The organism is Nocardioides pakistanensis, from assembly GCF_054781215.1.
Genome location: NZ_BAAGUV010000096.1, coordinates 1 through 874, shown reverse-complemented (window position 1 = coordinate 874; position 874 = coordinate 1). Strand labels below are relative to the sequence as shown.

The window sequence follows — 874 nt, the reverse complement described above, 5'->3', positions numbered from 1 at the left end:
TGGACTACCCGCGCACGTTCCAGGAGTTCAAGCAGTGGTTCCCCGACGACGCCGCATGCATCGACTACCTCGCCGGTCTGCGCTGGCCGGACGGCTTCTCGTGTCCGCGCTGTGGCGGTGGGAAGGCGTGGCGGACCGGCAAAGGCCTGTGGATGTGCGCGGACTGCTCGGTGAAGACCTCGGTCACCGCGGGCACGATCTTCCACCGTTCTCACACCCCGCTGTCGACGTGGTTCGCCGCGGTGTGGTTCGTGACCTCGCAGAAGAACGGGGTGTCCGCCGCCGGCCTGCAGCAGGCACTCGGGTTCGGGTCGTATGAGACTGCCTGGGCGTGGCTGCACAAGATGCGACGCGCCATGGTCCGCCCGGACCGGGAGATGTTGAGCGGCACCGTCGAGCTCGACCAGAGCTTCCTCGGCGGCCGCAGCACCGGCAAACAAGGAGGCTCCAGCGACAAGGTCCCGATCACCATCGCCGTCGAGCGCGACGACCACGGGCGCCTGGGCCGAGTGCGCCTCGAACTGGCCGACGCGCCCGGCAAGCTCGACATCGTCGAGTTCGGTCGCGAAGTCATCGAACCCGGGTCGACCATCCGCACCGACGGCGCACGCATGTTCCGCCGGTTCGCCGACCACGGCTACATCCACGAGGCCACGAAGTCCTACACGGTCCAGGACCGCGACACCGTGATGCCCGGCCCCCACCTGGTCTCCTCACTCCTCAAGCGCTGGACCGCCGGCACCCTCCACTACCGGCTCACCGCCCGACACCTGCCCTACTACCTCGACGAGTTCACCTTCCGGTTCAACCGGCGCAAGTCCAAGGCTCGCGGCATGCTCTTCTACCGGCTGCTCCAGCAGGCCGTGGACACCGA

General features: G+C 68.0%; 1 protein-coding gene. It reads left to right on the top strand.

Annotated elements, in window-relative coordinates; translation table 11 throughout:
• On the top strand, positions 1 to 874 hold an 874-nt coding region (locus ACYVIH_RS22955; RefSeq protein WP_460871864.1), incomplete at both ends, for an IS1595 family transposase.